At 36.7% G+C, this 24,798-nt stretch carries 30 protein-coding genes and 1 riboswitch; of the genes, 14 read left to right on the forward strand and 16 right to left on the reverse strand.

The genetic code is table 11. The annotated features are described in order from the left end of the window. Nucleotides 1-2 precede the first annotated feature (2 nt). A complete protein-coding gene (locus RBB48_RS19370; RefSeq protein WP_306007979.1) occupies nucleotides 3-1,109 on the reverse strand; it encodes a collagen-like domain-containing protein in 1,107 nt (368 codons plus the stop codon). A 215-nt stretch (nucleotides 1,110-1,324) separates the two neighbouring features. After that, complete coding sequence (locus RBB48_RS19375) at nucleotides 1,325-1,489, reverse strand: hypothetical protein (protein ID WP_087984879.1); 165 nt, start codon at nucleotides 1,487-1,489, stop codon at nucleotides 1,325-1,327. 123 nt (nucleotides 1,490-1,612) lie between these two features. On the opposite strand from RBB48_RS19375, the gene RBB48_RS19380 reads away from it, so the two are divergent. Next, nucleotides 1,613-1,936 carry an iron-sulfur cluster biosynthesis family protein gene (locus RBB48_RS19380; protein WP_048540845.1) on the forward strand — a complete coding sequence of 108 codons (324 nt, stop codon included), beginning with the start codon at nucleotides 1,613-1,615 and terminating at the stop codon, nucleotides 1,934-1,936. Between the two features lie 223 nt (nucleotides 1,937-2,159). Beyond that, nucleotides 2,160-3,065, forward strand: coding sequence for a DMT family transporter (locus RBB48_RS19385; protein ID WP_088064632.1), 906 nt, complete (start codon nucleotides 2,160-2,162; stop codon nucleotides 3,063-3,065). 28 nt (nucleotides 3,066-3,093) lie between these two features. Here RBB48_RS19385 and RBB48_RS19390 read toward each other — a convergent pair whose 3' ends face one another. Next, a complete protein-coding gene (locus RBB48_RS19390) occupies nucleotides 3,094-3,315 on the reverse strand; it encodes a hypothetical protein (RefSeq protein WP_000639043.1) in 222 nt (73 codons plus the stop codon). 291 nt (nucleotides 3,316-3,606) lie between these two features. Between RBB48_RS19390 and RBB48_RS19395 the strand changes: the two genes are divergently transcribed. Beyond that, nucleotides 3,607-3,990 (forward strand): ATP synthase subunit I, encoded by a 384-nt coding sequence (locus RBB48_RS19395; RefSeq protein ID WP_000624934.1) that lies wholly within the window; start codon nucleotides 3,607-3,609, stop codon nucleotides 3,988-3,990. Between the two features lie 115 nt (nucleotides 3,991-4,105). On the opposite strand, the gene RBB48_RS19400 is transcribed toward RBB48_RS19395, so the two are convergent. Together RBB48_RS19400 and pckA are read right to left on the reverse strand one after the other, a co-directional pair. Further along, the gene (locus tag RBB48_RS19400; protein ID WP_088064631.1) at nucleotides 4,106-4,303 is read right to left on the reverse strand and encodes a hypothetical protein; all 198 of its coding nucleotides are present in this window, start codon (nucleotides 4,301-4,303) and stop codon (nucleotides 4,106-4,108) included. Nucleotides 4,304-4,576: 273 nt separating this feature from the next. Then, nucleotides 4,577-6,163: a phosphoenolpyruvate carboxykinase (ATP) gene (gene pckA, locus RBB48_RS19405; protein WP_087984876.1), complete on the reverse strand. Its 1,587-nt coding sequence runs from the start codon at nucleotides 6,161-6,163 to the stop codon at nucleotides 4,577-4,579. A 228-nt stretch (nucleotides 6,164-6,391) separates the two neighbouring features. Then, a riboswitch (SAM riboswitch) is annotated at nucleotides 6,392-6,513 on the forward strand. Between the two features lie 169 nt (nucleotides 6,514-6,682). On the opposite strand from pckA, the gene metK reads away from it, so the two are divergent. Next, a complete protein-coding gene (gene metK, locus RBB48_RS19410) occupies nucleotides 6,683-7,882 on the forward strand; it encodes a methionine adenosyltransferase (protein WP_000163113.1) in 1,200 nt (399 codons plus the stop codon). A 41-nt stretch (nucleotides 7,883-7,923) separates the two neighbouring features. Here metK and RBB48_RS19415 read toward each other — a convergent pair whose 3' ends face one another. Continuing rightward, nucleotides 7,924-8,103 carry a hypothetical protein gene (locus RBB48_RS19415; protein WP_097889167.1) on the reverse strand — a complete coding sequence of 60 codons (180 nt, stop codon included), beginning with the start codon at nucleotides 8,101-8,103 and terminating at the stop codon, nucleotides 7,924-7,926. Nucleotides 8,104-8,109: 6 nt separating this feature from the next. Then, nucleotides 8,110-8,289, reverse strand: coding sequence for a hypothetical protein (locus RBB48_RS19420; protein ID WP_088064629.1), 180 nt, complete (start codon nucleotides 8,287-8,289; stop codon nucleotides 8,110-8,112). Nucleotides 8,290-8,527: 238 nt separating this feature from the next. Between RBB48_RS19420 and RBB48_RS19425 the strand changes: the two genes are divergently transcribed. Then, nucleotides 8,528-9,037 (forward strand): MogA/MoaB family molybdenum cofactor biosynthesis protein, encoded by a 510-nt coding sequence (locus RBB48_RS19425; protein WP_000117127.1) that lies wholly within the window; start codon nucleotides 8,528-8,530, stop codon nucleotides 9,035-9,037. Then, on the forward strand, nucleotides 9,034-9,636 hold the full coding sequence (locus RBB48_RS19430) for a molybdenum cofactor guanylyltransferase (RefSeq protein ID WP_088064627.1): 603 nt from the start codon (nucleotides 9,034-9,036) through the stop codon (nucleotides 9,634-9,636). The genes RBB48_RS19425 and RBB48_RS19430 overlap by 4 nt, the downstream gene beginning before the upstream one ends. Before the next feature lie 281 nt (nucleotides 9,637-9,917). Here the strand turns inward: RBB48_RS19430 and RBB48_RS19435 are convergent, their stop codons facing one another. From RBB48_RS19435 to RBB48_RS19445, 3 genes are all read right to left on the reverse strand, one after another. Beyond that, a complete protein-coding gene (locus RBB48_RS19435) occupies nucleotides 9,918-11,060 on the reverse strand; it encodes a glycosyltransferase family 4 protein (protein ID WP_088064626.1) in 1,143 nt (380 codons plus the stop codon). 12 nt (nucleotides 11,061-11,072) lie between these two features. Then, the gene (locus RBB48_RS19440; protein WP_000868583.1) at nucleotides 11,073-11,606 is read right to left on the reverse strand and encodes a phosphatase PAP2 family protein; all 534 of its coding nucleotides are present in this window, start codon (nucleotides 11,604-11,606) and stop codon (nucleotides 11,073-11,075) included. 295 nt (nucleotides 11,607-11,901) lie between these two features. Further along, complete coding sequence (locus RBB48_RS19445; RefSeq protein WP_000640213.1) at nucleotides 11,902-12,414, reverse strand: gamma carbonic anhydrase; 513 nt, start codon at nucleotides 12,412-12,414, stop codon at nucleotides 11,902-11,904. A gap of 74 nt (nucleotides 12,415-12,488) precedes the next feature. Between RBB48_RS19445 and RBB48_RS19450 the strand changes: the two genes are divergently transcribed. The 3 genes from RBB48_RS19450 (at nucleotide 12,489) to RBB48_RS19460 (ending at nucleotide 14,676) form a co-directional block, all read left to right on the forward strand. After that, on the forward strand, nucleotides 12,489-13,292 hold the full coding sequence (locus RBB48_RS19450) for an alpha/beta hydrolase (protein ID WP_000267444.1): 804 nt from the start codon (nucleotides 12,489-12,491) through the stop codon (nucleotides 13,290-13,292). 41 nt (nucleotides 13,293-13,333) lie between these two features. Continuing rightward, on the forward strand, nucleotides 13,334-14,398 hold the full coding sequence (locus tag RBB48_RS19455) for a tetraprenyl-beta-curcumene synthase family protein (protein ID WP_142291822.1): 1,065 nt from the start codon (nucleotides 13,334-13,336) through the stop codon (nucleotides 14,396-14,398). Between the two features lie 62 nt (nucleotides 14,399-14,460). Continuing rightward, entirely contained in the window at nucleotides 14,461-14,676 is a 216-nt protein-coding gene (locus RBB48_RS19460; protein WP_088123562.1) for a hypothetical protein, read from the forward strand. A gap of 36 nt (nucleotides 14,677-14,712) precedes the next feature. Here RBB48_RS19460 and RBB48_RS19465 read toward each other — a convergent pair whose 3' ends face one another. The 6 genes from RBB48_RS19465 to mnmL form a co-directional block, all read right to left on the reverse strand. Next, nucleotides 14,713-16,014 (reverse strand): PepSY-associated TM helix domain-containing protein, encoded by a 1,302-nt coding sequence (locus RBB48_RS19465; protein WP_088064623.1) that lies wholly within the window; start codon nucleotides 16,012-16,014, stop codon nucleotides 14,713-14,715. Between the two features lie 123 nt (nucleotides 16,015-16,137). Beyond that, nucleotides 16,138-16,812, reverse strand: coding sequence for an aspartate/glutamate racemase family protein (locus tag RBB48_RS19470; protein ID WP_088064622.1), 675 nt, complete (start codon nucleotides 16,810-16,812; stop codon nucleotides 16,138-16,140). A gap of 24 nt (nucleotides 16,813-16,836) precedes the next feature. Further along, a complete protein-coding gene (locus tag RBB48_RS19475; protein ID WP_088064621.1) occupies nucleotides 16,837-17,517 on the reverse strand; it encodes an ABC transporter permease in 681 nt (226 codons plus the stop codon). 18 nt (nucleotides 17,518-17,535) lie between these two features. After that, a complete protein-coding gene (locus tag RBB48_RS19480) occupies nucleotides 17,536-18,369 on the reverse strand; it encodes an ABC transporter ATP-binding protein (protein WP_088064620.1) in 834 nt (277 codons plus the stop codon). A gap of 137 nt (nucleotides 18,370-18,506) precedes the next feature. Continuing rightward, on the reverse strand, nucleotides 18,507-19,079 hold the full coding sequence (mnmM, locus tag RBB48_RS19485; protein ID WP_088064619.1) for a tRNA 5-(aminomethyl)-2-thiouridylate-methyltransferase MnmM: 573 nt from the start codon (nucleotides 19,077-19,079) through the stop codon (nucleotides 18,507-18,509). Continuing rightward, entirely contained in the window at nucleotides 19,076-20,035 is a 960-nt protein-coding gene (mnmL, locus tag RBB48_RS19490; RefSeq protein ID WP_029440192.1) for a tRNA modification radical SAM protein MnmL/YtqA, read from the reverse strand. The genes mnmM and mnmL overlap by 4 nt, the downstream gene beginning before the upstream one ends. Nucleotides 20,036-20,146: 111 nt before the next feature. On the opposite strand from mnmL, the gene RBB48_RS19495 reads away from it, so the two are divergent. From RBB48_RS19495 to RBB48_RS19515, 5 genes are all read left to right on the forward strand, one after another. Next, nucleotides 20,147-20,410: a YtzC family protein gene (locus tag RBB48_RS19495; protein WP_000840869.1), complete on the forward strand. Its 264-nt coding sequence runs from the start codon at nucleotides 20,147-20,149 to the stop codon at nucleotides 20,408-20,410. Nucleotides 20,411-20,425: 15 nt separating this feature from the next. Beyond that, a complete protein-coding gene (locus RBB48_RS19500; RefSeq protein WP_001129345.1) occupies nucleotides 20,426-20,575 on the forward strand; it encodes a hypothetical protein in 150 nt (49 codons plus the stop codon). A gap of 136 nt (nucleotides 20,576-20,711) precedes the next feature. Then, the gene (locus RBB48_RS19505) at nucleotides 20,712-21,734 is read left to right on the forward strand and encodes a DUF418 domain-containing protein (protein WP_088064618.1); all 1,023 of its coding nucleotides are present in this window, start codon (nucleotides 20,712-20,714) and stop codon (nucleotides 21,732-21,734) included. Nucleotides 21,735-21,986: 252 nt separating this feature from the next. Beyond that, nucleotides 21,987-22,748, forward strand: a complete 762-nt coding sequence (locus tag RBB48_RS19510) for an ABC transporter ATP-binding protein (RefSeq protein WP_046198226.1) — start codon at nucleotides 21,987-21,989, stop codon at nucleotides 22,746-22,748. A 16-nt stretch (nucleotides 22,749-22,764) separates the two neighbouring features. Beyond that, nucleotides 22,765-24,624 carry an FtsX-like permease family protein gene (locus tag RBB48_RS19515; RefSeq protein ID WP_088064617.1) on the forward strand — a complete coding sequence of 620 codons (1,860 nt, stop codon included), beginning with the start codon at nucleotides 22,765-22,767 and terminating at the stop codon, nucleotides 24,622-24,624. The last annotated feature ends 174 nt before the right edge of the window (nucleotides 24,625-24,798 follow it).

Genomic DNA, 24,798 nt, shown 5'->3' on the forward strand with positions numbered 1-24,798 from the left:
AACTAAATATTAGTGATTAGAAAAATAGAATATACAGCACTGGCAGTAATTCCAGGGTTAATATAAAGAGATATAGCATCCCCTCTTGAAACAGGGTTTCCAGTTGTAATGCTAGTCCAAGTTACAGTAGCCGGACCTACGGCTGGAGTAGGATTAAATACTTGAATTTGTCCTGATCCAGTATCCGTCGGTTTAATGGAAAATACTATAGTTCCGGTAATTTTGTCCGTGGTAGTTAAGGTAATAGTAGTTAAAATGTAACTGGAAGTAGGGGCAGTGAGGTTTGTTGGGACATTCCTGCAAATATCAATCGTATAAACAGCAGCAGGTAAGTTATTTACATTTATAGATGCAGCAAAGCCAACTACACTACCGTCTCCAGCAGTGACATATGGAATAACATTGGAGTCAATGCCAGGAGAACCCGCTATACGTTGAAAACCAGCATTTGTTCCTTGAAAAATAATACTTTTTGCTGAGGCACTACCTGCAGCTCCAGTAGGTCCGGTAATGCCAGTAGGTCCGGTACTACCAGTAGAACCAGTAAATCCAGTAGGCCCGGTAAATCCAGTAGATCCAGTATTCCCCGTAGGCCCAGTACTGCCAGAAGGTCCAGTATTCCCCGTAGGCCCAGTACTGCCAGAAGGTCCAGTATTCCCCGTAGGCCCAGTACTGCCAGTAAATCCAGTATTCCCCGTAGGTCCAGTGATGCCGGAAGGTCCGGTACCGCCAGAAGGTCCAGTACTGCCAGTGTTTCCAGTAGGTCCACTTTCTACTAATACGATATAATCTGGAGATACATTCGGAAATCCTTGAGGTGCATCTTTTTTTACAACATAGCCGCTGCTCGTATAAGTGACAACTTGTCCTTTTTTATAGGTGGGGGCGGCTGCTAGACTAAAGGCGGTAGTACTTTGGAAACCAGCTCCGGAAGGCCCGGCAGAGCCAGAAGGTCCAGTACTACCAGTGGGTCCGGTGTTCCCGGAAGGTCCAGTGATGCCGGCAGAGCCAGTGTTTCCAGTAGGTCCGGTGCTACCAGTGGGCCCGGTGTTTCCGTTAGAACTACTATTGCGTCTGCCGTCGCAACTAAAACAATTACGTGGGTACATGTATGTTCTCCTTTCTATATTTTGAAAAACTAGTTTTAAAAATAGAACCACTATATACATATTATGAATTCTATATTTTTGTGTGTTCAATCGTATTGTGTATAGATTTTAAAATAGAGAGGAGAGTTGAATCGTTATAGAGCCAACGTTTCTCTTGTGGGCCGAAAGTAACACCCAAGTCAAAATTAAGCTGCAAATAAATCTTAAAGCGCTTCTTATTTTTTCATAGCAAAATAAGAAGCGGTTAGGAAACAAATAAAGCCTAAAATCCAACCAATAGAAGGAGAATAAGGAAGTATATGTTGTAATAGCATTCCGCTAGAAATAAAAAAGCTACCGAGTAGGCCTAAGAAGATGGGGTATCGCAGTAATTTGAACATGAGTGATACAACCTCCTTTATTACATATATTGTATATTAGTCTTAATTTTATGTATATAAATTTAAGAGAAAATGGTGGTACAATGTATGAAGGATATGAGAAGAGAGGATGAAGATTAACATATGTACGTTACTGTAACAGAAGCAGCATATAAAAAGATTATGGATACGATTCCAAATGAAGCGAAATATATAAAGTTATTTTACGATAATGAAGGTTGCGGTTGTGTAATGAGCGGAATTATCGATTTAGTAGCTGTAGCAGAAAAAGATGAGCGCGATGTGGATATCGAATCTAGCGCAATGAATTTTATCGCAGATCGTACAAAGCTTGTATTTATGGATGATAAGTTAACAGTTGATTGGCATGAAGTTGGAGGAACTTTTCAGCTGAAGAGCCCAAGCCAATTTTATAATCCAAATATGAAGTTACACGTTCGAGTGTAAGAAAGAAAAGATGGTCCAAAATATTTTTGGACCATCTTTTTATTATATAAGGTACTATTATTTTCGTTTTTTGTTGATAAGTCGATATATTCGAAAAATCGTCGATATAAGTTTATGTACCAAACAAAGCAAACCTCTCCATACAATACAAAGATTTTTTCACATAATGAAATATACATGTGATTGAATTTTCTGTATAATCTTATTTGCGGAGGGGATATGCATGAGAAGATGGGGGATTGAGTTATTAATTTTAGCAGTCGTTATTATTTGGGGGATTAATTTTACGATTGCTAAATATGGACTTTTAGAATTTACAGCAATTGAGTTTACTGCACTTCGGATGATATCAGCGGCACCGCTTATGTTACTCCTTACATTTTTTATTGAAAAGTCGGTTTATATGGAACGAAAGGATATACCTAGATTAATCATCGTTAGTGTTGTAGGTATTGTACTGTATCAAACGTTATTTATGGAAACTGTCAAATATACGTCCGCTACAAATGCCTCTTTACTCATTTCTATTTCACCTATTTTTACAACTGTATTTGCTATTTTTTTGAAACAAGAAAAGTTTTCTTCTCGAAAGCTCATCGGTTCTATAATTGCCTTTGGTGGTGCTGCATTAGTTTTATTAGCAGGGCATTCGCTTGCTAGTTCTTTTTATGGTAACGGAATTGGACTTATTACATCAATATGCTGGGGGCTTTATCCTGTTTTAGCAGGTCCATTAATTAAAAAATATTCAGCACTACGTGTTACCGCATGGTCAGCATTAGTTGGCGCGATTCCGCTTTTATTGTTAAGTGGACCACATGTATTTATAATGCCATTTCACATTACACATGGAATGACACTATTCGCTTTACTATATTCCATTTTCTTTGTAACAGTATTTGGTTTAGTGATGTGGTATGTTGGTATTCAAAAAATTGGCGCGTCACATACGATGGTATATATGTATATAACGCCACTTGTAGCTGTTTTATTTGCAGCTATATGGGCAAATGAATATGTATCATTTCAACAAATAATCGGTGGAATTATTATTTTCTTCGGTCTATGGTTTGTGAAATCGGAGAAAGTAAAAATTCATTCTACTGCGGGGGAACCTATATCAAAATAGGAAAACAGATCATCTATGATCTGCTTTCCTATTTTTTTATTTTTGGTAAGAAGACGAGAAATAAGATAGCAGTAATAAGTGGAATTAAGTTTAAAAATGGAATACGGAAGAGTGTGATAAGAATAATACCTGGAAGAAGAACACCGAGGACAGCGTAGAAAATACTATGATTTTTCGTGTACCAATACAATGAAAGTCCAATAAGTGCAGGGATAATGAGGTGAATGAGAGCCATTAAAAAATAAATCATTAGACGCCCCCTTTATTTGTGTACTTATTACATCATATCCGTATGTTCATAGATTGATATCACTTTTTTCATAAATGGACGAAAAATGTTTGGAAAAACGTCACAAATTATGAGAATATGATGCTTGAAATCTTGTATAATATTATTTCCTGAAAACATTCAAACAACATAAACATACTGTTTATGTTGTTTTTAATTTGAGTGAAATGAATTTTAAGTAGTATGAACTCGAAAGAAATGAGTTATACAGCTTTTGTTGGATAGATAAAAATTACTGAAGAGGAGAACAGCATGATTAGTATGTCATTAAGATCATTTAAAATTCAATCGTATTATTTACTAGGTTTTCTTTTGCTAGGATGGATGTTAACACCGTTTTCAGCTCATTTTCTAGGTGCTGGAATTGGACTTATCGTAAGTATGTATTGTGTTTGGCTTTTAGGGAGACGAATTGAGAAGCTTGGAGATAGTATCGTAAAGAAAACGAAAGCACCGACGCTCGGTATGTTTAATCGTTTTGCAGCTGCCATTTTGGGCGCTGTTATTATGTACGAAATTGAGCACCACATGGTTATGTGGGCATTTGCAGTAGGGATTCTGGGGGGTTATTTCTTAATCGTTGTGAATTTAGGCTACTATAGTATGAAAGATGAGGAAGAATTAACAAAGAGCTAAAAAGATAAAAAGCCTCTTTTTAGGTGGAATAGAGGATCCGGCGAGGGGTAGTTACAATAGGAAGCATAATTTTGCATAAAATACAGGTTGCTGCTTCCTATAAGCTAACATGAAATCACGTATTAGTATGACTCTTATGTTCTTTAAAAAAGGTGGATATAATACAACAAATTATTCCGGTAATTAGAATAATATATTTTATCGTTTCACTTGTATGCTCAAATAAATTAACGTTAAGCATCACAAGTCCCCAAAACATTTGGATCGCTCCGTAACTGAATAAAATTTTTCCTGTACGAGAAAAATTTTTCATAGGCCTCATCCTTTCCTTCATATGTAAATTTTATCATAAAAAAATAATAATGAATGAATATAAAATGAATTTTCTGTGATTTCACGAACTAAGTCATAGATGAAGAGATAAGATATAGAAAGAAGCTTACGTTTTTAACGTAAGCTTCTTTTTTATGTAAGTGTGTATAACCGTTAAGCCGCATTGGGTTTTGTCGGTGAGTACGCGGAACTTTACGGTTACACGACACTTATTCATATGAGTAAAAGGGGTATTCCAACAGAAAGTTTGTACTTAAGCGATTGGACCGCCTAAGTTAATAATATCTTCAGAAACGCTGTCGAACTTTTTGAAGTTCTCTTTGAATTCGCTCGCAAGCTCGATTGCTTTCGCTTTGTAAGCAGCTTTATCAGCCCAAGTTTGTTCAGGCATTAACACTTCGTCAGGTACACCTGGTACGTGAAGTGGAACTTCAAGACCGAAGATGTCATGTTTAGCTGTTTCAGTTTTCGCAAGTTCGCCGCTTAATGCTGCTTGAATCATTGCACGAGTGTAACCTAAGTTCATACGTTTACCAATGCCGTATTCGCCACCAGTCCAGCCAGTGTTTACTAAGAATACTTTCGCATCGTGTTTCTCGATTTTTTCACCAAGCATTTCAGCATAGCGAGATGCATCAAGTGGTAAGAATGGTGAACCGAAGCAAGTTGAGAATGTTGCTTGCGGAGATGTAACGCCGCGCTCTGTTCCTGCTAGTTTACTAGTGTAACCACTTAAGAAATGATACATAGCTTGTTCTTTTGATAACTTACTGATTGGAGGCAATACGCCAGATGCATCAGCAGTTAAGAAAATGATTGTATTTGGGTGTCCAGCAACACTTGGCAGTACGATATTGTCAATCGCATGCATAGGGTATGCAGCACGAGTATTTTCTGTTAAAGTAGTATCGTTATAGTCTGCGATACGCGTTTGGTTATTAATGATAACGTTTTCTAAAACAGATCCAAATTTGATTGCATCGAAAATTTGTGGTTCTTTCTCGTGAGAAAGGTTTACACATTTTGCGTAGCAACCGCCTTCAATATTGAATACACCGTTATCAGACCAACCATGCTCATCATCACCGATTAATTTACGGTGTGGATCAGCAGATAATGTTGTTTTACCTGTTCCAGATAAACCGAAGAATAGTGCTACGTCACCTTCTTCACCTACGTTTGCAGAGCAGTGCATAGAAAGAATATCTTGTTCAGGTAGTAAGAAGTTCATAATAGAGAAGATTGATTTTTTCATTTCTCCAGCGTATTCTGTACCACCAATTAGTACGATACGTTTTTCGAATGAAACCATAATGAATGCTTCAGAGTTTGTACCGTCAACAGCTGGATCAGCTTTGAAATTCGGTGCAGAAACAATTGTGAACTCTGATTCATGAGTTGTTAATTCTTCTTCAGTTGGACGAATGAATAATTGATGTACAAATAAATTGTGCCATGCATATTCGTTAATAACTTGAATTGGTAGGCGGTAATTGCGGTCAGCGCCTGCAAATCCATTGAAGATGAATAACTCTTCTTTTTCTTTTAAGTATTCTAAAACTTTAGTGTATAATTTATTAAAATGTTCTTCAGAAATCGGTTGATTCACTGCTCCCCAAGCAATTTTGTCAGCAACCGATGCTTCTTTCACAATAAATTTATCTTTAGGAGAACGTCCTGTATATTTTCCTGTTGAAGCAGAAACGGCACCAGTAGAAGTTAATTTCCCTTCATTTCGCATTAATACTTTTTCCACTAATTGCGGAACACTTAGTTGAATCTGTGCATTGCTTCCGTTCAATAATTCGTGTAAACCAATTTGGACATTCACAGTACTCATATTTATATACCATCCTTTTCATTTAATGAAATATTTCTCGTAATCCCCAACAAGAGTATAACACAATTATATAAATAATGTATACTATTTATTTCTTTTTGTTTGTGTGAATGTATTATTTCCTTATTAATATTTCATTCCAGGCGTATTGAGAAAAACTTTCAGGAAAATGTGAATATTAATTGACAAATGAATATCATTTCTTTAGTATAGGTTGGGACGGATACTCTCTTATCCCGAGCTGGCGGAGGGACAGGCCCGATGAAGCCCAGCAACCTCACTTGTAGTGGTAAATACAGGTGAATAGGTGCTAAAACCTGTGCGAGGCTAACGGTCTCGAACGATAAGAGCAAAGGGCAAAAAGCAGTATGCAAGTAGCAAATTAAACCTTTCCTCTATGTAAAGTAGGAAAGGTTTTTCTGTATGCTTGTGTGGGAGAATAAATGTATGTCGCAGTTTGTGGCAAATTAAGGATGAGTTCCGTACAATATATACAATTACTGTAGGGAGGTTTACCACATGACAAAAAAACGTCATCTGTTCACATCTGAGTCTGTAACTGAAGGACATCCAGATAAAATTTGTGACCAAATTTCTGATTCAATTTTAGATGCGATCTTATCAAAGGACGCAAATGCACGTGTAGCTTGTGAAACAACTGTAACAACTGGTTTAGTATTGGTAGCGGGGGAAATTACGACTTCTACTTACGTAGATATTCCAAAAATCGTTCGTGAAACAATTCAAGGCATTGGTTACACACGCGCAAAATACGGATTCGATGCAGAAACTTGTGCAGTTTTAACATCTATCGATGAGCAATCTGCTGACATCGCTATGGGTGTTGACCAAGCGCTAGAAGCACGCGAAGGTCTAATGACTGACGCTGAGATTGAGGCAATTGGTGCGGGAGACCAAGGTTTAATGTTTGGCTTCGCATGTAATGAAACACAAGAATTAATGCCACTTCCAATCTCGCTTGCTCACAAATTAGCTCGCCGTTTAACTGAAGTACGTAAAGATGACACATTATCATACTTACGTCCGGATGGAAAAACGCAAGTTACAGTTGAGTATGATGAAAATGGTAAACCTGTACGTGTAGATACAATCGTAATTTCTACACAGCATCATCCAGATGTTACATGGGAAGAAATCGATCGCGATTTAAAAGAGCATGTAATTAAAGCTGTAGTTCCAGCAGAATTAATGGATGGAGAAACGAAATTCTTCATTAACCCAACTGGCCGCTTCGTAATTGGTGGACCACAAGGTGATGCTGGTTTAACAGGACGTAAAATCATCGTTGATACTTATGGTGGATACGCTCGCCACGGTGGCGGTGCATTCTCTGGTAAAGATGCAACGAAAGTTGACCGTTCTGCAGCATATGCAGCTCGTTATGTTGCGAAAAACATCGTAGCAGCTGGTCTTGCTGACAAAGCAGAAGTACAACTTGCATACGCAATTGGTGTAGCACAACCAGTATCAATTTCAGTTGATACATTCGGGACTGGTAAAGTATCTGAAGACGTACTAGTAGAACTAGTTCGTAACAACTTCGATCTTCGCCCAGCTGGTATTATTAAAATGCTAGACTTACGTCGCCCAATTTATAAACAAACAGCAGCTTACGGCCACTTCGGACGTACTGATGTAGACCTAACATGGGAACGTACAGACAAAGCTGCAGCTTTAAAAGAGCAAGCTGGTCTATAATATATGAAAAAAAGCTTTGCGCCGTGAGCGCAAAGCTTTTTTTATTTTGTTTTACTTCCAATTTGAATACATGAGCTACAATACACTTCGCCGTCTAGCTCAATATACTTTTTCATATTCGTCATACTATTTGCTGGAAAGGGCATATGAATCCATGCTTTTTCATACGTTTGTATTTCTTTTTTACATGATTTACAAAGGATTGGTTTCTTCTGGAACATATGTAATCAACCTTTCATTTGACGTGCTTTACCCGCGCAAAAGGCACTGCATAGTAAAAATAGTGTCGCGAATATAATGCTTACTAATGTAGCGTATGGAATTGCGCCTTTTAGAGAAAAGCCGACAGTAATGGAAGCGACGAATAAGAGGATGAATGTTGTTGTTAGTTTTTTATAAAGTTCCATAGTGAGTGAACCCCCAAATTATTTTGTAATTTAAAATGAAATCTACTATGTGGAAAATATAAGAGGATTTAAAGAGTAGCTAATGATGTGTAGTCTAGGAGTATAAGAAAGTATATTTTCCTTTTTGTGGTTGTATATACTTATATTGTATCATGGTGTATTAGCGGCTTCATACATAATTGTGTAAAGATAGGTATGATAAAATGAAGAAAAGACTTTAGGAAAGGGAAGATATAAAATGAGCGTAACCGAACATAAAAAACAAGCACCGAAAGAAGTGCGTTGCAAAATCGTAACGATTTCCGATACACGTACGGAAGAGACAGATAAGAGCGGACAACTATTACATGAATTGTTAAAAGAAGCGGGACATAAAGTAACTTCTTATGAAATTGTAAAAGATGATAAAGAAAGTATTCAGCAAGCGGTGTTAGCTGGTTATCATAAGGAAGATGTAGATGTTGTATTAACAAATGGCGGTACTGGTATTACGAAACGCGATGTCACAATTGAAGCAGTATCAGCGTTATTACATAAAGAAATTGTCGGATTTGGTGAGTTGTTCCGCATGATTAGTTATTTAGAAGATATCGGAAGCAGCGCAATGTTAAGTAGAGCGATTGGTGGTACAATTGGGCGCAAAGTAGTTTTCTCGATGCCAGGATCGAGCGGAGCAGTTCGCCTTGCGATGAATAAATTAATTTTACCGGAATTAGGTCATATTACATTTGAGCTGCATCGCCAATGAGTAAGTATGCTGGAATTGTATTAGCAGGCGGTATGTCGAGTCGATTCGGTGAGCCGAAAGCGTTAGCAATTTGGAAGGGAACTACTTTTGTTGAGCATATTGTGAAAGTGATGGGAAATACTTTGCAAGACATTGTAGTAATTAGCCATACTGATATAAAAGAGCGAGTAGAGCAACTCGTACAAGTTCCTGTTATAGAAGATATTCCGCATTATAAAGGAAATGGACCGCTTGCCGGCATTGTATCAGGTATGGAATATATAGAAGCAGATTGGTACGCTATTATGCCTTGCGATGCACCAAACGTTTCGCCAGAGTGGTTTACCATTTTACTAGAGCAAACGAGTAATGAATATGATGCGGTTGTACCTATTATTAATGGAAGAAAACAACCGTTACTTGCAGCGTATCATAACCGTGTGAAAGAAAAGATGTATGCTTTGCTTCAGGAAGAAAAAAGAAGTGTGGGCCAGCTTTTATCACAATGTAATGTAAAGTATGTTGCTGGAGAAGATGTACAAGCGCATGCGGATTGGTTTATAAATGTGAATACGAAAGAAGAATATGTGCAGGCTCAAAAAAACCTTTCAAATGAATGAAAGGTTTTTTGGTATACAGAAATTGGGGAACAATTACTGTATAAAGGTATGTGAGTAAGTTGATTTTAAGGGGAATTCTTAAAATCAATATACAGTTAAAATACTGTATGACCATATATTAATTTTTATGGGTTTTTATTACAAGTCTGTTTGGTTATGTTTATTTTTGATATAATGAATATAGAAATAAAACAATGTTTAACCTTATGTATCATTTATGAAACTAAAATTTATAACTGTGTAATAAACTCCCTTCGTCTAGTTGAAGGGAGCTCTTCTGTTTAAGCGAGTAATTCTGATGCGGTGTTCTGAAGGACGGTTTCATATTGGTCAAGTAACCCACGGAAAATCTCATCCCAGCTTTTTGTTTTAGCATAAGATGAAGCCGCTATGCTCATTTGCATAAGTTGCTCTTCATTTCGCAATAAAGAATGGATGGATGATAGAAATGAATCCGCATGTTTGGGCGGGCAAAGAACTCCTGTCTGTCCATCCGTAATAATATTTTTAACCCCGCCACTATTTGCACCGATGACAGGTGTACCGCATGCAAGTGATTCGAGTACGACATTTCCGAACGTTTCAGTAGCGGATGGAAATACCATGATGTTAGAACAAGCATATGCTTCAGCTAAATCCTTACCTTGTAAATATCCAGTAAAAGTGACATTTGTATTCGGAACAGCTTCACGTAAATTTATTGCTAGAGGACCGTCTCCTGCAATGAGCCAATGAATATTGTTTCGAGTATGCGCTGTTTTCGCAATAAGGTGTTGTAACGTATCAATATCTTTTTCAGGGGCAAGCCGTCCAACATAGGAAAGGACATACTTCGCTGTAATATTATATTTTTTTCGGAATAGGTCTGTATTGTAAGATGGATGAAAGAGTGTGCAATCTACACCACGTCCCCATATGGAGAGGGAATGAAAGCCTTTATTTTTTAGTTGGTGTAACGTTTCAAAGGAAGGAACGAAATTTTTTTGCATATGGCTATGAAACCATTTTAAATAGTTCCAAAGCATGTTAGAGAGAAATTCGATTTTGTAATAGCGTAAATAAGCATCGAAATCAGTATGATAAGAACCGACAACTGGGATGTTTAACTTTTTTGCATAATACAATCCACAAAGTCCCATGTTGAAAGGTGTAGCAATGTGAATAATGTCAGGTTTAAAGGAAAGAAGTTCTCGTTTAATGCGCGGAGTAGGAAAAGAAAAGCGGCATTCTGGATATAATATTGTTAACGGGATACTTCTCATCTTGTTCACATTAGCTACGAAATTATCTTCAGCTGTATGCTGAGGGGCGAAAACAGAATAGGCGATCTTTTCTTTCTGAAAGTAACGTGTTAATCGTTCTAATGTTTTCGCAACTCCGTTAACTTGTGGCGTAAAAGTATCGGTAAAAATGGCGACTCTCATCATATCACTCCTTTATGTGAAAAGTGGGATGAATTGATAAAAAGAGATGATGCCAGAGCAAGTGCCGAGGCACATACCGACGAATACATCAGACGGATAGTGAAGCCCTAAATAAATGCGAGAAATGCCAACGCATAATGCTAACGGTAATAGAAAAGCAAATATGCTTGGATTATAGCAAATAAATGGAATAAGGACAGAGAAAACGGCTGTTGTATGACCAGACGGGAAAGAGTGGTCTTTTAATGGATGGACTGGATATTTCGCATCCTGAATTGTTAAATAAGGGCGTTTTCGCGGATACCATCTTTTTAATATTTGTACAGGAATATGGCTAATTGCTAAAGAAATAGCAGTTGCGATTGCAGCTTGATGCAAAGTCCCTTTTGCAAAAATTAAAAAGAAAAGTGTGAGTGCGATTGAGAAAGTAGCACCACCGATATGAGTAATATTGCTGAAAAAGATATTTAATGTTTTTTGATCAAAGTATCGGTTAATTCCTTTGAAAATGTAACATTCTATTTTATACAGTCCACTGACCTTCATGAAAATTCTCCTCCCTTGTTTACATATATATGGAGATATTAGCTTTTATTTTAATAAGATTTTATTGAGGGAGTAATAATGTTTTGTAAAGAAAAAGTTAGTTTTTATCTCGCTTTAATGGGCAGTAAGACCCCCACCTCAAAATTCAGCGAAAGCAAAGAAGTTAGGTGGGGGATCAACTGCCCATAAAAGTCCGACTGGTTCAACTAATAATCAGTGGGGGATGAAGAAAAACCCCACTGATTAAAGTTTCACTTTATATAAAAAGCTGCCATTAAAGTGGCAGCTGGAAAAGTTACTTCTGTAATGATTTATAATACTGGCCTTTTTCAACATATTGTGTGCGAATTCGCTCCATGTCTTTACGGTCTTCTTCTGTTAATTCACGAACGACTTTAGCTGGTCGACCGAATGCTAATGTGTTTGGCGGGATTTTCTTTCCTTGTGAAACGAGGCTTCCAGCACCGATAAAGGCTCCTTCACCAATTTCAGCACCATCTAATATAATAGATCCCATTCCAATTAAAGCATCTTTTTTAATATGACAGCTATGTAAAATAACTTGATGCCCAATGGTCACGTCGTCTTCTAAAATAAGAGGATACTGTGGGCTTTGGTGAAGTGTACATTGGTCTTGTACATTTACCCGGTTTCCAATGATTGTTGGTGAAACATCACCGCGTATGACTGTATTAAACCAAATACTTGATTCTTCACCAATGGAAACGTCGCCTGTAATCGTAACATAATCAGCGACAAAAGCACTACTCGCAATTTTCGGATTTTTTTCTTTGTAAGGATATATCATGTAAAGTCTTCCTTTCCTAGAGACTAGTTTCAGTGTATCAAATTATGAGAAAGAGTGAAATGGAGGAGGTCCGTATGTGGAATTATGAAACAGAGGAAGCGAAAGCTGTCGTTGTTATCGTGCACGGCGCAATGGAATATCACGGACGTTATGAAGCCGTTGCGGAAATGTGGAATCATATCGGCTATCACGTCGTGATGGGGGACCTTCCGTCACACGGAACGACTTCAAGAAATAGAGGACATATTGATTCATTTGATGAATACATAGAGGAAGTTAAATTATGGGTGAAAGAGGCAAGAAAGTATAGGTTACCTATTTTTATATTTGGTCATAGTATGGGTGGTCTTATTGTCATTCGTATGATGCAAGAAACGAAGAGAGAAGATGTAGACGGCATTATTTTAAGTTCGCCATGTTTAGGCTTAGTAGCTGGACCTTCAGCACCACTTCAAGCTGCCTCAAAAATATTAAATATTATCGCTCCAAAATTGCAATTTGCAACGAATCTTACAGTGGAAATGTCCACTCGTAATCATGAAGTTAGGGACGCGATGGAGAATGATTCATTGTTCTTGCGCAAAGTATCAGTACGTTGGTATAGTGAATTGATTAAGTCTATCGAAATTGCTCATAAAAAAATAGATGATTTTCCAGATGTTCCGCTCTTGCTAATGCAAGCTTGTGAGGATAAACTTGTAGATAAAATACGTGTCCGCACTTGGTTTGATAATGTTAAAATAAGTGATAAGGCTTTTAAAGAATGGCCGAATTGTTATCACGAGTTATTAAATGAGTATGAGCGTGATGAAATTTTGAATTATATTCAGTCATTTACTGAAATACGCATCAATAACATAATAGAAACAAACAAATAAGTAAATTATTTGTACATCGAATAGAGGAGATGAAGGAAGAAGTGAACGTACCGAGTAATCCCATAACGCTCATGGCGAAAGTATACCGTGATGTGTTTCCGGTAGTACACCATGAGCTAGCGGTGTGGAAAGAGCGTGCCTACCATATTCCGAATGATGAGCTTCATAGTCAGGCAATCGCGAGTATTGAGAATAAAACGTTTCATTGCGAAGGCGGTGGTATTTTAGCACTGTTAGCAAATGAGCACCGAGAGGAATGCATTCGTTTTATCGTAGCGTATCAAACAATCAGCGATTATTTAGATAATTTATGTGACCGCAGTACATCACTTGATCCGAATGATTTTGCCGCACTGCATGAATCTATGTTAATGGCATTATCACCTGAAGTAGAAGGTGGCGGTAATTATTATCGCTATCGTGATGATCAAGACGATGGTGGTTATTTAGATGAACTTGTTGAAACATGCCAAGATGTTTTAAAGAAAACGAAGCACTATGACAAAATTGCTCCTGTTCTTCATGAACTTGCTTGTTATTATTGTGATTTGCAAATTCATAAACACGTGAAGTTAGAAGAAAGAGAACCACGCTTACAAAAATGGTTTGAAGCACATAAAGAAAATTTACCTGAAATGAGCTGGTTTGAATTTTCAGCATGTGCCGGTTCTACACTTGGAATCTTCTGTCTTGTAGCATATGCATTTCATGATGAATTACATGATGAAGATATTGCGAAAATTAGACAAGGATACTTCCCATACGTACAAGGACTTCACATTTTACTTGATTATTTCATCGATCAAGAAGAAGACCGCGCCGGCGGGGATTTGAATTTCTGTAGTTATTATGAAAACGAGCAAGCGATATTAGATCGTATGAAACATTTTGTAGAAGAAGCAGAGAAGAGCATTGGTGATTTACCTCATGCGAAGTTTCATCGTCTCATAAGCCGAGGGTTACTTGGTATTTATTTATCAGATCAAAAAGTATCAGCACAAAAGAATATGAACAAAATGGCACGGCGCATTGTAAAATACGGAGGGCTTACTTCACGATTCTTCTATTGGAACGGGAAGATGTACCGAAAGAAAATGGCGCAGTGATGAAAAAAACCACTCATGTAGAGTGGTTTTTTGTTATAATATGGTAAATGCTGGTGGTGGAAATGAAGCGATTGTTTCAAAAGCTATATGAAAATATTGAAGTAACGTTACTCATGCTACTTTCCATTTCATTTGTAACTGGAATGTATATGATGATGAATAGGCCAAGTGGTCCTACTATGATGGATTATGTGCCGCAAGTAATAATTGGCACAATTATTATTGTAGATATCGTGTTCTTAATGAATAGTAGAAAAAAACAAACGAATAGTAAATAAAAAAGCATTTGTACACGGGAGTACAAATGCTTTTTATTATGATCGTATTTTTGCAAATACATATATGAGAAGTTCAATTGCGAAAATAACTAAAACAGATAGTCCGAATAAAGGCATGACAGCGCCTAGTATAACCATCATGATAAAGAAAACGATTATGCTTTTCTTATCTCTTTGTTTTGGCGGTGCTGCTAATTTTCCTTTCGGCTTTCTTGCAAACCACATTTTTACTCCGTAATAAATAAGAAGTAATAAAGATAATGTCGTTAGTAAGCATAATATTTTATTTGGCCATCCGAATAAATGACCTTCGTGAAGCGGGATACCGTAAGTGAACCATTGTGCAAATAAGCCATAATCACGATAGTCCGTTTTTGAAATGAGTTTTCCGCTATATTGATCAAAGTAAGCTGTTATTTCTTCATTTGGTGCCACATCCATGCCCGTAATACCAGAACCGCTCGATTTCGAAACGGTGAATACACCTTTCGGATCAGTTGGTAGTGAGATAACGTATGGCTTTTTTATTTCAATTCCTTTTTGTAATTCATCGACAGAAATTGTTTTTGGCTCATTTGAATTCGATTCAGGAGGAGCTTCTTTTCTTGTTGCCCACGGCAATTCTTTTACCTTTGATTCAGGCGGTGCCATATACAACTTGGGATATCCAATCGATTCATTCGACGATGCGATTTTATAAATTTGGTTACCCATAAATCCTGACCATGGCAATCCAGATGCGACTAACAAAACGAGTGGAATTGTAAATATAATACCGATAATAGAATGACGTCGTTTTGCTTTTTCTCGCTTAGTGGATGCCGGTGTGTTTTTGAACTGGCGTATACTCATATACAATCCAGTCACAATTAAAAAGATTGTCCAGCATGCCGCAAGCTCTACAGTATAGTTGACGACAGTGCCACCAACTAAAAGAGAACTATGTAATTCCCGCATTATATTGGCAAACGTTTCACTTGCATTTTGATCTCCAATAATTTGATTATTGCTATCTAAATACACATATTTTTGTTGCCCTGTATATTCATTTGCAATAGTAAGCCTCGTATTATAATCCCCATTAAACTCACTAATTTTCGCCACACTATAATGTGGATATTTTTTCTCTGTTAAGGAAATAGAATCAGACATCGAAATAGATTCCGTTTGGGCGCTCTTCCCAAAATATAAATCTTTATAGATGAAATCTTCAACTTCTTCCCGAAATAAATACCCAATTCCGCTCAGTGACAACGTAATAAGAAGCGGTGTAATAAAAAGCCCAGCATAAAAATGCCAACGCCAAAAAATGTAATGAAGCGAACGATTTACTTTCATACTTTCAGTTCCCCTAACCTTCCCTATATGAATAAATTCCTCATTTTAATATAGCGAGATTAAGTGTGGATATTTTGAAGGAATTGTGAAAAATGTTAAAAGTTTTGGGGAGGTTTTCTATGTTTATGAAGATTTCTTTGTATTTGATAGATACATCCTAACAACCGCCTCAGCAAGACATTGAGAGGAATCAACAAAATCCTCATCCGCCACAACATTTAAATCGGTACATGCGATAATTGCGGTATCTACTTCATTTCTCAATTGTAAAACGAGCGTATGCCACAATTCGCGGGCTTTTTCAATTTCTCCGCCTTTAATACAAGAAATAGTTTGATTAATCATTTCTTGCCATTTTCCATGATGAATGTATTCTATATTCCGTTTTGCAATACCGTCTTGATAAATACCAGCTTGAATTGTCGCTTCTGTTGCGAGAAGCGCGACTCTTTTTGTACTTTCAGGAATTGCTTGTAACGTCTCATCGACTATATTTAAAATCGGGATAGAAAGAGAATGCTGTAATTCTTCAAAATAAAGATGCGCTGTATTGCAGGGCATAGCGATAAAGTCTACGCCAATACTTTCAAGTTTTTGTGCCCCTTCAATAATTGCTTTTTTCATCGCCTCATGATCAATAGGCCGATCCATATAAAACGGTGTCGGACAAGAATAAATCATCATATGAGGAAAGTCCATATCATGCTTTGCTCCGTATATAGTTTGGCACCCTGCTACAACTGTATCAACGAATGGCCCAGTTGATTTTGGTCCCATTCCTGCTAGTATTCCGATCATTGGTTTGTCTCCTTTAATATGTAATTAAAAACGTTTTTTACGAAGGACAAAAAGAAATAAAGTAAGTAATAAAAATGAATATACGATAGCCCAAGCTGTGAGCCATAGCGTGTGAGTAAGTATATTAAATTTGTATTGTCCAAGCATTAGAAAGCTTTCGACAGGTGGTAAAAACCATAGTAACTCTTTTTTAAACCGGATTGAGGCGATTGTTATAAGTAATATAAATATCAGGCTAAGCCAAGCTGTGCTTGCTTTTGGAATCATATTTCTAGTAAATAAAGTTGCAATTGAAATTCCTAGTATAGAGAAAGACATATGAGCGAGAAATCCGACTAGGAATAAAGAAACTGTCATTTTTTCATTAAACATTTGCAAAATCATTGGATAGATTACGGATATAAAAGATAGCACAGTACAAATGAGAAGAGCGGTAATATATTTACCCACATATAGTGCGGAAATATTATTTGTGTGAGAAATAGTAATTTGTTCTTGTACAGGATCTTCCGTATGAAAAATTGTGATTGTAATCCAGGCAGATAATAAATAAAGGGCGAGAGCTGTTTCTAAGTATGTCGGTACAATAGGAGTCGGCTTATATGTATATACAAAAAGTAAGCTCACAAAGTACATCGCAATAGGAGGGACGTACTTATACGATTTTGTATAGTCGAGAAAGTGATAACGAATAAGAGCAAACATAATAAACCTTCTTTCGATTTAAAAGTTAGGTTGTAGCAGTGTGATAGATGCTTTTTTATGTAATAAAAACTGAAGCATTTCGTTTGTATATTCTTTTTCGATTTGTAATTGAATAAGGTTTTGATTTGAATTGTGTGTAACGTGTATAAAACCTAATTGTTTCCGTAGTTCTATCGCTGAAAACGTTTCGTGAACGATTGCTTCAATATAGACTTGTTCTGCCACTTTTTGCACAGAGATATCTTCTGTGATTGTATGATTTGCTAACGTCACAATTCTATCGGCGAAGTTTTCTAGTAGTTGTTTTTCATGACATGTGAAGAGTATAGATATGCCTTGTTGTTTTAATGAGAGTAAAATATGTTCTAATTCTTGCTGAGAGTTAGGATCAAGTCCAGAAAGAGGTTCATCTAAAATTAATAAATGGACGTCTGTAAGCAATGCTTGCATAATGCCAGTTTTTTGTTTCATACCTTTTGAAAAGTTTCGTAAAACGGAATGCCTTGCATGATGTAAATGAAAAGATTCAAGAAGCATCGGAATTTTATCTTTTAAATATTTTGTTGATAAGCCGTGGATGTGGCCGAGATGATATAAATAATCCTCTAATGTAAAACGAATCCCTTCAGGAAAATGTTCAGGTACATAGCCAATTTGTATATGTTCTTTTCTTTGAAGTGTCCCTGTTGTAGGTGAAATAAATCCTGCAATTATTTTGAGTAGAGTACTTTTTCCAGTCCCGTTCCCGCCAATAATAGCGAGTGCCTCTCCTTCTGGAATGGATAAATCGATGTTGTCTAGTATAAGTGATTTGCCGTACTTCTTTTGAATTCCCCTTAGTTCTACTAGCAAAGTTCTATCCTTCTTTCTTCAAATAGTGTATATATCCATTATATAGGAGAATAAGAAAAAGACGTGCAATGAGTGCACGTCTTTTTTTGTTATGTTTTGTCGAATCGTCGATATATCGAAAAAATCGTTGATATATTTTATCGCTTCTCAATCGCCACAATAAATGGTGGGTTATTTTGCTGGTTAATGAAGCCGTATCGTAGTACGTGAGCTTGTTTTTGGTCGAGTTCTTCTGCAAATTTGAGAACAGCGTCGCGTTCTACTTGTCCTTCTGGGTGTCCGTGGTAAATGACAAGGACGATGATTCCTTCAGGTGCCATTACTTCTAGTAATTGTTCAATTGCCGAGAGTGTTGAGTTCGGTTTTGTAACGATATGCTTGTCACCACCAGGAAGGTAACCTAAGTTGAAGATAGCGCCTGTTACTTTTCCTTTTGCATCTTCTGGTAGTACGGATAGAAGCGTATCGTGACTATCGTGAACTAAAACAGTACGTTCAAAAAGCTCTTTTTCTTTTAGACGGATAGTAGAGCTTTCAATTGCTTCTTTTTGAATATCAAATCCAAATACTTTTCCGTTATCTCCAACGATTTCAGCTAGGAAGCATGTGTCATGTCCATTGCCGAGCGTTGCATCTACAGCGTAATCGCCTTCTTTTACTGCCGTTTGCAGTAGTGTGCGAGCAAACGGTAATACACGTTCTAATTTCATTGTTGTTTCTCCTCATTTGCATATTTTCCTTGCCAGCTTCCGCGGCGTACAAATTCTGCATCGATGGAATTTAATACTTCCCATTTATTTAAGCTCCACATTGGACCAATCATTAAGTCAGGCGGACCGTCACCTGTGATACGGTGCACAATTACGTCTTCTGGAATCATTTCAAGTTGGTCAACAACGAGACTTACGTAATCTTCAAGAGAAAGGAATTCTAGTTGTCCTTTTTCATATTGCTTCACCATTGGCGTTCCTTTTAATAAATGAAGTAAATGAATTTTAATTCCTTGTACATCAAGCTTCGCTACTTCACGAGCTGTTTCCATCATCATGTCGTAATCTTCAAGTGGAAGACCGTTAATAATATGAGAGCAAACTCTAATGCCATGCTTACGTAATTTATTTACACCTTCCACGTAAGATGGGTAATCATGAGCGCGATTAATAAGGTTTGCAGTTCGTTCGTGAACAGTTTGTAAACCGAGTTCAACCCAAAGGTATGTGCGTTTATTTAAGTCCGCTAAATATTCAACGACATCGTCCGGTAAGCAATCTGGACGAGTGGCGATAGAAAGACCGACAACGTCTTTTTCTGCTAGAAGCGGTTCGAATTTTTCTTTTAACACTTCAAGTGGTGCATGTGTATTTGTGTACGCTTGGAAATAAGCGATACATTTTCCGTCTTTCCACTTTGAGCGCATTTTTTCTTTCATTTCATGATATTGCGTTATAACATCATCGCGGCGATCACCAGCGAAGTCACCAGATCCGGCAGCACTACAAAATGTACAACCACCGTAAGCAACTGTACCGTCACGGTTCGGGCAATCGAAGCCAGCATCTAATGAAACTTTAAAGATTTTTTCACCAAATTCATTTCGTAAATGGTAATTCCATGTATGATAACGTTTATTGTCGTTTGTATATGGAAAAGGGTTTTGAACCTTCATTACTTTCCCTCCTAAGCCGAGTCAAAATGAAACAAAATCCATTATAACATACTCATAAGGTAGAGATGGAAGGGACACACTAAAGGGGAATTGAAGCAAGGAGGGACAATTATGGCAGAGCGTCAATCACTTGAATCGTATATTACACAAGCGGAACAAGCGGTGGAATATGCGAAAGAACAATTAGACCAAGGTATGAGACAAGAGCATTATAATACGATGGAGTATTCAGATGCACAGTTACAATTAGAACAAGCATATAACGATTTACAAACGATGCAGCAACATGCGAATGATGAGCAACGTGAGCAGTTAAATAGAGCACGCATGGCAATTCGCCAACTGCAACATCAAATGATTATTACACCGCACTAATAAGGAGTGAATGTAATGGCGAAACGTTCCGATCAAAATAATCCAGAGCAAAAAACGCAAAATGGACATAACGCTGAGTTTTCAAATGAACTTGATCCAGTTGTTCAAGTGAAACAGCGCAACAGTAAAAAAGGACAACCTCAAAGATCAAAGCAATCAGAGTAAACCAGGTCGCAATATGACCTGGTTTTATTTTGCTATATGACAATAATGTAAGATTTCTGTAAGGTTTGCCGATAGTTGTAAGCTTACTTTTCCAGTAGAGTAAGGGAGGATTAAATTTTGGACAAGGAGTTGCTTTATGGGGAACAACATTACAAACAAACGAATTGATGAGTTAGATTACATTCGTGGCTTCGCATTACTGGGGATTATTTTAGTAAATATTCTTGCACTACTCAATATTAAGGTACCCGATCCTAATACAGTAGATGCCAGTTATCAAAGGTTTCTATACTTATTTGTAGAAGGTCGTTTCTTCTCGATTTTCTCATTCTTATTTGGAGTAGGATTCTACATCTTTATTACAAGAGCAATTGCGAAAGGGAAGAATGGGTACGTTCTATTTCTACGCCGCGTAGTTGCACTATTTATTTTTGGTTTAATTCATCAAATGTTTCAGCCTGGAGAAGCACTAGCGTTATACGCAATTTGTGGATTAGTCGTTTTACCGTTTTATAAAGCGAAAAAAGAAGTGAATGTAGTACTCGGTCTTATTCTTACGATAGCTTTTAGTATTATGGCAGCTAAGGAATTATTACCATTAGGTTTAATTTTATTAGGTCTTGCTGCAGGGCAGTATAAAGTGTTTGAAAACCTTTCAGCAAAAATCAAACAAGTCGCTATTTTTACAGGCATTATGTTTGTTTTAAGTGTTGCAGCGTTATGGTATCAATATGGGCACGTTCCTGCTAATCCATTTGTAAATATGATAATTATGAATGAAGATGGAACAATGGACGCTGCAGGTCAATTCTTAAAAATTGGTGTTACAGTTGGACCAATTATTTCAGCTTTCTATGTAGGAGCATTAATTTTATTACTTCAGTTAAAACCAGTTCAAACATTGTTAGCACCATTGAAATACTACGGTCGTATGGCTTTAACGAATTATATCGGACAAACTGCAATGATTTTAATTGCTGGTAGTGTATGTAACTTTGCAGGAAACTTAACATACATGCAGACGTTATATGTATGTATCGCAATTTATGCTATTCAAATTGTGTTTAGTGTAATTTGGATGAAAATCTTTAAAATGGGTCCACTAGAATGGATTTGGCGTGTTATTACGTATTGGACGGTAACACCTTTAAAGAAATAAGGAGAGAATTGGGCTGTTCCTTTTGTGGAACAGTCTATTTTTATTGTCATCTTTTTTCGGTAAGTCGATATTCCTTTGAGAATCGCTGATAAAATTGCATTTACCAATGAGGTTGATCTAAAAAAAACGAACCTTACACGCGCGCCTTTTTTATATTACAAAAGTGTAAGGTAATTGTAATGTTAACAAATAGCAGTTCTCTTCTAAAAGGCGCAAAATAGGTAATGGAAAAACAAGCGTAGGAGGATATATATGACGAAACCAGTTGTAGACGTGAAAAACGTTCAAAAAGTGTACGGTAAAAAAGGTGAGAACCAATCACACGCGTTAAAAGGTGTTTCATTCTCAATTCAAGAGGGTGAGTTTGTTGGAATTATGGGACCATCTGGTTCTGGTAAAACGACATTATTAAATGTAATTTCAACGCTTGATAAAGCAACGGGCGGCGTTGTTGAAATTGCGGGTACGGATATTACGAAAATGAAGCAAGGTGAGCTTTCTGATTTCCGTTCACAAAAATTAGGATTTATCTTCCAAGACTTTAACTTATTAGAGAACTTATCTATTTATGAAAACATCGCACTTCCACTTTCCCTTCAAGGTGTTTCATCACGTAATATTGGACCGAAAGTAGAAAAAGTAGCGGATATGCTAGGGATTACAGAAATTCTTCAAAAGTATCCATCTGAAGTATCTGGTGGACAAAAGCAGCGTTCAGCAGCAGCGCGTGCACTTGTGCATGAGCCAGCAATTATTTTAGGGGACGAGCCAACAGGAGCTCTTGATTCTAAAAATGCAACGAGTTTACTTGATGCGATGACAAACTTAAATAAAGATCAAGGTGTATCGATTATGATGGTTACGCATGATCCGTATAGTGCAAGTTACTGTCAGCGTATTTTATTCATTCAAGATGGTGAGCTATATAAAGAAATTCATCGCGGTGGTACGCGTGAAGAGTTCTACAAAGAAATTTTAGATGTACTTGCAGATTTAGGTACACAAAAAGCGTAAGAAAGGAGGTTCCAGTATGTTATTTAAACTTTCCATGTCGGGGCTGAAGAGTAAGCTGAAAGATTATATCGTCTTACTTGTTGGTCTTGTCATGTCTATCTCAATTTTTTATATGTTCCAAACGTTAGCGCTTAATAAAGCGTTTATTGAATCTAACTCAGTTATTCAATCAATTGGATTCGTATTCCAGGCAGGTTCATTTTTACTAGCCATTATAACGTTCTTCTATATTTTATATGCGAACTCTTTCTTATTATCTCTTCGTCAAAAAGAGTTTGGTATGTACATGATGTTAGGAGCAAAAAAACATAAAGTTACATTGCTTATGTTTATTGAAACGATTGTATTAGGTGCTGCGTCTCTTGCGATTGGTATTACAGTTGGTGTAGGACTTGCAGAAGGTATCGGACAGTTATTAATGAAACAATTAGAATTTGCTGGTGAAGGCTATAAAGCATTTTATCTTCCATCTATGACTGTTACTTGCATTTTCTTCTTTGCACTATTTGTATTATCAGCAATTATGAACAGTATTAAGTTATCACGTATTTCTGTACTGCAACTTGTACATGCAGATGCACAAACAGAGCGTGTTGCAGTAAAAGGAAAAATGACAGGTGTCGTTGCAATCCTTGCTGTTATTTTATTAGGAATTGGCTATGCATCAATGATTTATATGGCAAAACTAAGAGAAATGGGAATCCTTATTGCATTAATTACAACAACAACTGGTACTTACATGCTATTTGGATCACTTCTCCCAGTTATCATTAGAAAGTTAAAGAGTAATAAAAAACGTAGTGAAAAAGGACTTAATGCTTTTACGTTTGCACAATTAAATTTCCGTATTAATAGCTTAACGAAAGTACTTGCAACGGTAGCGATGTTAGTTGCTCTTGGAGCGGGTGCAATTTCAGGTGGTATGGCGTTTAAAAATAACGTTATAAAAATGGTTGATGGTTTAGTAATATATGATTCAGTTATTCATAACCCAACAGCTGAAGAAAAGAATATTTTAGATGGTATTACATTTAAAGAGAAAAATGAATATCGTTACAAAGTTGATAATAAATACGTTTATTATGTAAAAGAAGATTTAGAGAAAAATCCTCCTTTCGTACAAGATACAAAACAGATGGAAAGTATGAAGGATTTAGGAAAAATAAAGAAAGTTTCAGAGGAACTGCCAGTAGGTGCAGTTTCTAGAGAAATGAATGAAAAAGATGCGAGTGCTAAAGAACTTCCAGAAGAATGGAACGAGGCTTTCAGAACAATTCAGCCATTTTATCTATATGAAGATCATGCAATTAAAATTGTAGATCAGAAAATGTACGATACTGTAAATGGTAAAGAAGGAATCGTAGTTACTGGAAAAACAGACGATTTTGTAGCATACACAAAAGAATGGAAAAAACTTGACGAGTTGCAGCTAGTTAAATATAAAAATGTAAAAGCTGAAAGATTAGATAGTAAATATCAATCTTACAATGGATTCTACGGCGTTGCGAGTGGAACAGTATTTATGGGATTCTTCCTCGGAATTGCGTTCTTAGCAATGATGGCAAGTTGTTTAATGTTTAAAATTCTTTCTGGTGCATCAAAAGATATTACGCGTTATCAAATGCTTCGTAAAATCGGTGTGCGCCGTGAGTTATTAACGAAATCGATTTATAAAGAATTATTCTTAGTATTCTTATTCCCGGCAATTGTGGGTATTGCTCACGTATTAGTTGGTATGAATATTTTCGGATTTATTTTAATGGATCCTTACTTCCGTATTTGGGTACCGATCGTAATTTTCGTAGTTATTTATGCGATTTATTACTTCATTACAGTTCAATTGTATAAAGGAATTGTTCTTCCAAAAGAAGATTAATAGGTAAAAAGCCGAGTGAAAGTGCTCGGCTTTTTGTATTTTCAGAAAAAACACTTTAATGTTACTGAAATATATAATATAATGTAAATAAGTAACATAATATGAAAGTATCAGCAACCGGAAAATGAAAGGAGTAATCCGATCTGTAGAAAGAAGCTGAACTTGTACTCCCCC

The sequence above is a fragment of the Bacillus sp. MMSF_3353 genome (assembly GCF_030733445.1).
GTDB classification, from domain to species: domain Bacteria; phylum Bacillota; class Bacilli; order Bacillales; family Bacillaceae_G; genus Bacillus_A; species Bacillus_A wiedmannii.